The 7,971-nt window shown below is 73.2% G+C and carries 11 protein-coding genes; all 11 read right to left on the bottom strand.

Annotation, left to right across the window (positions count from 1 at the left end):
* Positions 1 to 59: 59 nt before the first annotated feature.
* Positions 60 to 713: a class I SAM-dependent DNA methyltransferase gene (locus AOK03_RS20100; protein ID WP_055566696.1), complete on the bottom strand. Its 654-nt coding sequence runs from the start codon at positions 711 to 713 to the stop codon at positions 60 to 62.
* 1 nt (position 714) lies between these two features.
* Positions 715 to 2,025, bottom strand: a complete 1,311-nt coding sequence (locus tag AOK03_RS20095) for a hypothetical protein (protein WP_157869014.1) — start codon at positions 2,023 to 2,025, stop codon at positions 715 to 717.
* 13 nt (positions 2,026 to 2,038) lie between these two features.
* Positions 2,039 to 2,521: a hypothetical protein gene (locus AOK03_RS20090; RefSeq protein WP_157869013.1), complete on the bottom strand. Its 483-nt coding sequence runs from the start codon at positions 2,519 to 2,521 to the stop codon at positions 2,039 to 2,041.
* Positions 2,518 to 3,117 (bottom strand): hypothetical protein, encoded by a 600-nt coding sequence (locus tag AOK03_RS20085; RefSeq protein WP_055566693.1) that lies wholly within the window; start codon positions 3,115 to 3,117, stop codon positions 2,518 to 2,520. Before AOK03_RS20085 ends, AOK03_RS20090 begins: the two co-directional genes overlap by 4 nt.
* A 13-nt stretch (positions 3,118 to 3,130) precedes the next feature.
* The gene (locus AOK03_RS20080; protein WP_055566692.1) at positions 3,131 to 3,835 is read right to left on the bottom strand and encodes a hypothetical protein; all 705 of its coding nucleotides are present in this window, start codon (positions 3,833 to 3,835) and stop codon (positions 3,131 to 3,133) included.
* A 13-nt stretch (positions 3,836 to 3,848) separates the two neighbouring features.
* Positions 3,849 to 4,424 (bottom strand): hypothetical protein, encoded by a 576-nt coding sequence (locus tag AOK03_RS20075; RefSeq protein ID WP_157869012.1) that lies wholly within the window; start codon positions 4,422 to 4,424, stop codon positions 3,849 to 3,851.
* Between the two features lie 32 nt (positions 4,425 to 4,456).
* Entirely contained in the window at positions 4,457 to 5,443 is a 987-nt protein-coding gene (locus AOK03_RS20070) for a transglutaminase-like domain-containing protein (RefSeq protein WP_167355627.1), read from the bottom strand.
* Between the two features lie 65 nt (positions 5,444 to 5,508).
* A complete protein-coding gene (locus tag AOK03_RS20065; RefSeq protein WP_055566689.1) occupies positions 5,509 to 5,835 on the bottom strand; it encodes a hypothetical protein in 327 nt (108 codons plus the stop codon).
* A 159-nt stretch (positions 5,836 to 5,994) separates the two neighbouring features.
* Positions 5,995 to 6,630 (bottom strand): response regulator transcription factor, encoded by a 636-nt coding sequence (locus AOK03_RS20060; protein ID WP_055566688.1) that lies wholly within the window; start codon positions 6,628 to 6,630, stop codon positions 5,995 to 5,997.
* Between the two features lie 161 nt (positions 6,631 to 6,791).
* Entirely contained in the window at positions 6,792 to 7,403 is a 612-nt protein-coding gene (locus AOK03_RS20055) for a response regulator transcription factor (RefSeq protein WP_157869011.1), read from the bottom strand.
* 97 nt (positions 7,404 to 7,500) lie between these two features.
* Positions 7,501 to 7,971 (bottom strand): Lrp/AsnC family transcriptional regulator (locus AOK03_RS20050; protein WP_167355626.1); only part of this gene is annotated, 471 nt, incomplete at its 5' end.

The following is a 7,971-nucleotide window of genomic DNA, read 5'->3' as shown; positions in this document are numbered from 1 at the left end:
ACCGGGGCGGGCGCTGAGGGGATGGGGGCCGTGTGTGTGGAGGGCTCCGCTGTGTCCCGTCAGCGGAGCCGCGCCACGAAGTTCAGGCGGACCGTCCCGCCCTCGGGGCGCGGCTCGGCCACGCGGTGCACGCCGCGCAGCCGCAGGCCGCTCCCGGCGAGGGCCGCCCCGACCTCGTCGAGGGTGTACGCGCGCTGCTCGTGGATCTCGTACGGCGTACCGGGACGCCCCACGCCGACGCGCCGGACGCGTCCGCCGTGCGGGCCGTCCACGACGATCATGTCGAAGACCGCGTGGCCGCCCGGCTCCAGGGCGTGCGCGAACGCGCGCAGGGCGGTGCGCAGTTCGGACGGCACCAGCAGATAGTTCAGCGTGTCGGACTGGCAGGTGAGCAGGGCGACCGGGTGCGGGAGCCGCAGGACGCGCAGGTCCTGGAGGAGGAAACGGGCACCGTTCCCGCGGTTCTTGGCGAGCGCCTCGGCCAGCATGTGCGGCGAGCGGTCCACGCCCCACACCGGGTGGACCCCGCGCGAGCGGAGGTGGGCGACGAAGGTTCCGGTGCCGCAGCCCACGTCGGCCGCGGAGCGGAACACCAGGCCGTGGCGGCGCACGAGCCGCTCGAAGGAGCGTCGCAGCCGGGTGAAGGCGCGGTCGCCGAGCAGGGCGTCGTAGCGGTCGGCGAGGATCTCGTAGGGGCCGGCGCCGGGGGGCATGTCACGGGGGCAGGACGCTGTCGATGTTGGCGGGCGTGACGATCGTGACCGCGGTGCCGACGGGGATGCGCTGCCCCGCGCGGTAAGGGTAGCGGTCGCTGACGATCACCCCGCCGTTCCGTTCCAGCCTCGGATACTCGAAGATCTGGTGGCGTCGCAGCGAACCGCCCGACTTCGCTTCGAAGAGCCTGAGTCCGCGGTTCGTCCAGCGGGAACCGATGCAGTCGATGATCACCCGGCTCCCCATGCCGCTGCCCGGCTGTCCCTTGGCCACGAAGGCGCGAACGTGGACGGAACGGGCCGAGTACGGGAACGCGCGCCGGACGCGGTCGCACACCAGGTCCTCGAAGGGCGCGCCGGGCGGCTTGTCGCCGGGCTGGGGCTTCTGCCAGCGCCCGCGGGCGTCCCGGGCCCGCTCGCGCACCACGTCCTCGAACCGGGCCACCTCCCGAAGCCGCTGCTCCAGCTGTCCCCACTCCGGGCGCTGCAGCGCGGCCGCCCGCGCCCGCAGCGTCAGATAGTGCGGGTCGGTACCGGGCGGGAAGGGCGCCATGGACAGCTTCCCCGTCGCCGTGTCGAAGATCAGGGCGGTGCCGATCCCGGATCCGCCGATCAGACCGGCCAGTTGCTGCGCGCCGGTGAGCGCCGCCCCGAGCGCGGCCACCGCCGCTCCGGCCGCGCCGACCGCAAGGGCCCCGTCGAGCACCTGCCGGGCGCGGTGGAGCAGGTCCGTCACCGAGATCCCCGGGCCCGTGGTGCGGCGGAAGTCGAAGATGTCGCGGATGTCGCGCGGAGGCGGGTAGACGGGCAGCCTCGGTGGCACCGGGCGGCCGGGGCTGGCAGGTGGGACGGGAGGCGGTACCCCCGGTATCCAGGGCCCAGGCCCGAGTCCCGGTCCCGGCCACGGGGCCGGTACGCGTGTCGGCGGCAGGGGCGGCGGCACCGCGGCGGGTTCCGGGGGACGGACGAGGAGGGCCCGCAGCTCCGCCCTGAGGGGCGTCGACAGTTCGCAGTCGAAGAACCGCGCGAGGTCGTCGGTCATGTCGTCGAGGCGCCCGGCGAGACGGCGGGCCGTCGGCCCGTCAAGTCGCCCGAAGAGACGGCGCAGTGCGTTCGCACGGCGCGCCTGCAGGGCCGTCTGCTCGCTGGTGATCGGCAACCTGAGCTGCGCGATCAGCTCCGCCGACGCGGCATCGTGCGCGGCGGCGGACCGGGCCGGGCCCGCGCAGCCGGGCCCCGGCGGCCGCACCGGGCCCTGCCCCAGACCGAGCCCAAGTCCCCTGCCGTACCCGGGCGTTCGCACATACACCATGCTCTTCGTCTCCTCACAGACGGCCCGGCGCGCCGCCGAACCGGGTGTCGTACCAGTGCCGCCCCAGGATCCGTCCGCCGACTTCGGTCAGTTCGTCGGCGCGCGACGCGCCCGTGTTCCGGACGGTGAACTCGATGACGGCGCCCTCGGCGAGCCGGATGTCGAGCGGAACCCCGGACAGGCCCCACGGGTTGATGATGTGGCCGAAGGAGAGGTACGGGTCCAGGGGCTGGACGTCGCTGCGGATCTGCCACCGGTAGCCCGGCGTCGCCGCCCGCCCCGGGTCACGCGCGAAGCGGTCGGTGAACTGGGCGAAGTACTCCAGGACGCCGCAGTGCGTCGAGGGCAGCGCGAACCGCGCGAGCACGGTCTCCTCCCCCGGCCCCGGCGCGGCCACGACGCTGGAGCTGTCGAAGACCCGGGCGTCCAGGGGGCGCCCGCAGACCTCGCACTGGCCCACTCCGGACCGGCCGCAGACCGTTGAGGCAGGCGTCATGGCAGGTATCCGAGCATCTTGTAACCGTGCAGCACGAAGAACAGCTGCGCGTCCTGGAAGAGGGGGCCTTCGGACACCTCGTCGACGACGATGCGGATCGTGGAGCGGGGCAGGAAGAGCATCGGCTTCGCCATGGGCCTGAACGGCCGCACCCCGTCGGAACTGCCGAGGCCCGCGATGTTGTGGATCGCCCGGTTCTGCAGCTCGCGCCCGGTGCCGCTGTCGATGATGCTGTACGTGAAGTCGATGCCGCAGAAGCGCGAGAAGAGGCAACGGGCGGCGTCCGCTGGGTCGTTGAACGCGGCCCCCACCAAGGCGTCGAAGGGCGGCGGCAACGTGATGGCCTGCCCATTGATGATGCCGCCCGTGGGTGGTGCCGGGATGAAGCTGTAGCCGATCGACGTGGCGACGAAGGCCCCGTCGACGCTGATGTTGATCGTGTCCTCGACCCGGTTGCCCGCCCGGCCGCGCAGCCTGAGGACCGCCACGTGATCGTAGGGGATCTCTTTGGGCGAGGGCCGGGCCCACGGCCCGCGCCCGTTGCCGGGATCGGGCCGGTGCACCGGCACCTGACCGTACTGCTGGTCGTCCTGCATGATGACCTCCGGATCACCAGATGGGGCGCCAGAGCTCCGGGGCCTGCGCCGGGCGGCGGAACTTCCTCGTCCTGGTGCTCCGTTCGTGGACGTAGCCCTCCACGCCGCCCGTTCCGCCGCGGTCACCGCAGTCGCCGTACCGGCCCATGCCGGGCTCTTCGTCGGCGGCGAGCGGCTCGTCGCCCTCGCCGTAGCCGCGCAGTTCCTCGTCCTCGTCGGCCGGTGGCTGCGCGGGCACGGCCGACGGGATAGGCATCGGGAGGCCGTAGGGCACCGGCGCCGGGACGCCGCGCGGCACCATCCGCCGACGGCCGCCGACGGCGCGCAGCACCTGGGGCAGATAGCGGGCGGCCAGCGGCAGGGCCGCCTTGGCGATGGCGGGCAGCACGGACCAGAACCCCACCGGGGAGCCGAGGCCGTCGTAGCCCTCCACCCACTGGTACAGGCGCCCGTCACGGCCCTGGCGCACCTCGCCGGGCACGCACCGGGCGGTGCGGGGGGCGTGCGGCAGGTAGGCGTGGCCGAGTTCTTCGGGTTGGCCGATGTCGTCGTACTGTGACAGGTCCTCGTACTGGCCGAGGTCGTCGTAGGCGCCGTATCCCTCGTACCCGTCGTACCCCGCGTACCCGTCGTATCCCTCGTACCCGTCGAGACCTTGGACGGTCATCAACTCCTCGTCGCCCAGGCCGTCGTAGCCCTCGTATCCGTCATGCAACATGTGTCGTGCCTCCCTACTGGACGTCGCGCTCCAGGTAGCCGTCGAGGACCACCCAGAGGTGCCGGGGGCCCGTCTCGTCCGCGACGGAGACGGGCAGCCCGCGCGGGAAGAGCATCTCCACGCGGAAGTTCTGCTGCGGTTCGATGAACACCGGCTCGGCGAACCGGAAGGTGGCCATCGGGTCGGGCACCCCGTGGCTGAGCGGGGACGAACCGTTGCCCGACACCACCCCGGCGCCGGAGGGGAACATGTACGTCGGCGCCGTGATCGCTTCCTTCTCGCCGACGAGCAGCGTCACCACGGAGCTGAACACCAGATCCGCGATGAAGGGATCCGGATGGTCATGGGCCGGCGCGGTGTCGCTCACCACCACGCGCATCGCCCGTGCCTCGAAGGTGTTCAGACTGGGCAGCACGCCGGACGCCTGCATGTTCGTCTCCAGGCGCGTCTTGTCCTGCACGTCGACGAAGAAGCGGATGACGCGCGGGTCGGTCATCCTGTCCTCGAAACGGTCCTGCGCGTCACGGAGGAAGAAGGCGTCGTAGAGAGGGCTGTGCAGCTTCTCCTTGACGCCGGTCACCCGAGCCATCGGGGTCTCCTTTCAGATCTCGGCTTCGGATTTCAGCGGTACCGGACCGGGCTCGGACCGCGCACGTAAGGGACGGGCGGCCGGTACACGGGAGGCCGGTACGCGGGAGGCCACGGACGCTGTCCGTACGGCGGCCGGTACGGCGGTCGGTATCCGGGGCGCCACGGCCGGTACGCGTACGGGTACCGGTATCCGTGCGGATAGCGGGGGCCGACGACCGCCGTGCTCCACGGGCCGGGGTACTCCGTCGTCACCGCGGCCGGAGCGCCCACGTACCGCAGCGCCGCCTCCAGCCGATCCGCCGTGCGCGGCCGGTTCCCCTGCGGCAGGCCCGTCCGCCAGATCCTGCGGAGCACCTGGCTGACCCACGGGTCGCTGCCGAGCAGGCCCCGCGCCCGCAGCAGGGCCCAGACGGCCCGTACGCGCGGATCGCGCGCGGGCAGTCCGTCCTGGCGCACGGCCGCGACCAGTTCCGCCGCCGGTCCTGCCGGCAGCTGACCGAGGGTGCCCTCCAACGCCGCTGCGTCCATGGCACTTCCCTTTCTCGTCGGGGTCTCCGCTCCGGTCGGGACACGCCTGCGCCCGCGCAGCGGAACGACCTTCTTCACCGGGCTGTCGGGCGCCCAGCCCATGGGGTGCGGCATCGTGGCGTCCAGGGCGATCCAGCGGCCCCGGTACTCGGCCTCGGGATACACGTGGGTGAACAGACCGGGGCGCGCCTCGTCGGGGCCGACGAGGACGATGCGGACCTGGTGCCCGACGGACTGCAGCAGCGCGCCGAGCAGAATGGTCATGTCGTCGCAGTCGCCCGCGCGCAGCTGGAGCATCCGGCGTGCGGAGTGCAGGAGTTCCACCCGGTACGGGTCACGGGTGTAGCGGACGGACCGCCGCACCCACTCGAACAGCGCCCTGATCTCCCCGAGATAGTCCTTGGCCCGCACGCCCCGCGCCCTGAGCAGGCGCACCGCCCGGCGGCGTACGACCATGTCCTTGCCGCCCAGGAGGATCAGGGACCTCATGTGTCCGACGGTCCGTGCGGTGCCCGCAGGCCCCGACGGAACGCGGTACGTGGTGATCCGCATGCTCACCCCCGCACGCCGTCGATGAGGGCCCGCGCGCTCAGCGGCCGCGTGTAGCAGCCGCCCGACGCCGGGTACACCCGCATGTCGGTGTGGTGCGCCGAGCAGAGCACCACGGTCGTGCCCGGCGCCTCGGCCGCCAGCCGCGCCGCACGGGCGCCGCCGCCGCGCGGTCCCGCCTCCAGGACCACGACGTCGGGGCGGATCCCGGCCACCACCGCGGTCACGGCTTCGGTCCCGCACTCCATGAGGAGGATTCCGGGGTTGCGCAGGATGGACCTGATCCCCCGCCTCGCGATGTCACCGAAGCCGACCACCAGTACCCGCAGCACATGTCGCCTCCCCTGGAGGGCCGTTCACCGTTCTGCCGTGCCTCGACGCTAGGCCGCCCCGGGGCCCGGATCGAGATGCGGTCGGGCAGTCAACGGGGCGGTCGAACGGGCAGCCGGAGGGGCATACGAAGGGAAGCGGAGGGGGCAGGGGGCGGTTGTTCAGAGGCCGCCTTGGCGCACCACGATCGCCACCGCGTGGGCCCGGGTGCGGCAGTTCAGCTTGGCCAGGGTGTCGTGCACGATGTTCTTGACGGTGCGTTCCGAGTAGCAGAGCGCACCGGCGATCTCCCGGGTGCTGCTGCCCTCCGCGAGCAGCCTGAGGACGTCGAGTTCGCGCCGGGCCAGCAGCTTGGCGGCCGCCGCCCGCAGCGCCGTGTGCTCGCCGCCGGTGCCCGCGAGCAGCCCGGTGAGGACGGCGGGCGGCAGTGACCCCGCGCCCGACGCCACGGCGTCGACCGCGGCGACCAGGGAGTCCGGGGTCATCTCCGCGCGGACGAGCAGCCCCGTGAAGCCGTGTTCCAGTGCGGGGCGCACGAGTTCGGGGAGGGCCGATTCGAGCAAGCCGAGCAGCGGGACCGGCCGCGCGGCGACGAGGCGGGCGACACCGTCGAGTCCCGCACCGGCGCCGTCCGCCGCGGTCAGCAGGAGCGCGGCCGCGCCGAGCTCGGGCTCCGGCGGCAGGCGCGCGCTCTCCCCGACGACCGTGAACCCTGCCCCGGTGAGGCAATCGGCCATGCCCCGCCGGAAGATGACGTTCGACTCGTCCAGCCACAGCGGGACGTCTGCGCGCTTCATCCGGCAAGCACAGCAGCCCACGCCGTCCGGGGAGAAGCGGCCACAAGGGCCGACCTCCGGGTACGGCGCGGGCGGCCGCTGCCCCGAAGGGGCCGCCGGATGCCCGGAGAGGCAGCCCGGTTCCCGTACGGGCGGCGTCGGTTCACACGGCCGGGTCCGTCTCAGATGATTCCGCGCCGGATGCCCTCCGCCACCGCCTGGGCACGGTTGCGGGCGCCGAGCCTGCACTGCGTCTGGCGCACCACGCTCTTGACGGTGCGTTCCGAATAGCCGATCCGCTCGGCGATCTCCCGCGTCGCGCAGCCGTCGGCGAGCAGGCGGAGCACGTCCCGCATACGTTCGGACATGCGCTCGGGCAGTGGGCCGCCGCCGACCGCTTCCGTGGTCCGCTTCGCCGGCTGCGTCCGCCCCGGCCCCACCAGCAGACCGCACGCGGCGGCGCGGACGGCGGCCAGCACCTGTTCCTCGGTCAGTCCGGTGCGCGAGAGCACCGTGTCGGCCGGTCCCTGTGGCGCGTGCCCGTCGAGACGGCCGGGCTCGCCGCAGATCAGCTTCGGCGGTCCGGGGCCCGCGAGGCCCGTGGCGGCACGGGCCGACGCCAGCACGACGTCGACCGCTTCCGGGACGGGCCCGTCCCGTGCGTCGTACACGACGAGGAACAGCTCGTCGGTCTCCAGGCAGGCCACGAGCCCGCGGCGGAAAATGTCGTTCTCGTCCACCACCGCGACCCGGATCACCTTGCGGTGCCCGTCCCCGGCAATGTCCCGCGCCACCACCACCCGACCACCCCCCGACCACCCCCCGAGGGCGTCAGAGCCGCTGTGCTTCGATTATTCGCGCATCCGAGCGGGCGGCACCAGCCCCGGAGGGCTATCGCAGCGGCCGCGGGTAGGTGAGCTCCTTGAATCGGCGCACGTAGGGCGCCGATTCGACGTGCCGCACCCCGTCGAGGGCGCCGAGCCCGCCGCTCAGATAGGCGTAGAGCTCCGCGGTGTCGCGGGTCAGGACGCTCGCCATCAGGTTGGCGGAGCCGGTGATCGCGGAGACGTGGGCGATCTCCGGATGCTCGCCCATGGCCCGGCCCACCGCGTCGAGCGCGCCCGGGGCGACCGTGACCCAGAGCATCGCGGCGGTGGTGAAGCCGAAGCACGCGGTGTCGTACTCGGTGTCGATGTAGAGCGCGCCCGAGCCGAGCAGTGCGGCGACGCGGCGCTTGACCGAGGACTCCGAGCGGCCCGTCAGCCGCTGCAGTTCGGGGTAGGTGACGCGGCCGTCGGCCTTGAGGGCGGCGACCAGGGGCTCGTCCTCGGGGGCGATGCGGGCCGGGGCGGAGTCGGCGGG

The organism is Streptomyces atriruber (assembly GCF_001418325.1).
GTDB lineage: Bacteria > Actinomycetota > Actinomycetes > Streptomycetales > Streptomycetaceae > Streptomyces > Streptomyces atriruber.
This window is presented reverse-complemented; position numbering and strand designations above follow the sequence as displayed.

Coding starts and splice junctions, on each gene's coding strand:
- AOK03_RS20100 (WP_055566696.1), bottom strand. CDS start 713: ATGCCCCCCGGCGCCGGCCCCTACGAGATCCTCGCCGACCGCTACGAC.
- AOK03_RS20095 (WP_157869014.1), bottom strand. CDS start 2,025: ATGGTGTATGTGCGAACGCCCGGGTACGGCAGGGGACTTGGGCTCGGT.
- AOK03_RS20090 (WP_157869013.1), bottom strand. CDS start 2,521: ATGACGCCTGCCTCAACGGTCTGCGGCCGGTCCGGAGTGGGCCAGTGC.
- AOK03_RS20085 (WP_055566693.1), bottom strand. CDS start 3,117: ATGCAGGACGACCAGCAGTACGGTCAGGTGCCGGTGCACCGGCCCGAT.
- AOK03_RS20080 (WP_055566692.1), bottom strand. CDS start 3,835: ATGTTGCATGACGGATACGAGGGCTACGACGGCCTGGGCGACGAGGAG.
- AOK03_RS20075 (WP_157869012.1), bottom strand. CDS start 4,424: ATGGCTCGGGTGACCGGCGTCAAGGAGAAGCTGCACAGCCCTCTCTAC.
- AOK03_RS20070 (WP_167355627.1), bottom strand. CDS start 5,443: ATGAGGTCCCTGATCCTCCTGGGCGGCAAGGACATGGTCGTACGCCGC.
- AOK03_RS20060 (WP_055566688.1), bottom strand. CDS start 6,630: ATGAAGCGCGCAGACGTCCCGCTGTGGCTGGACGAGTCGAACGTCATC.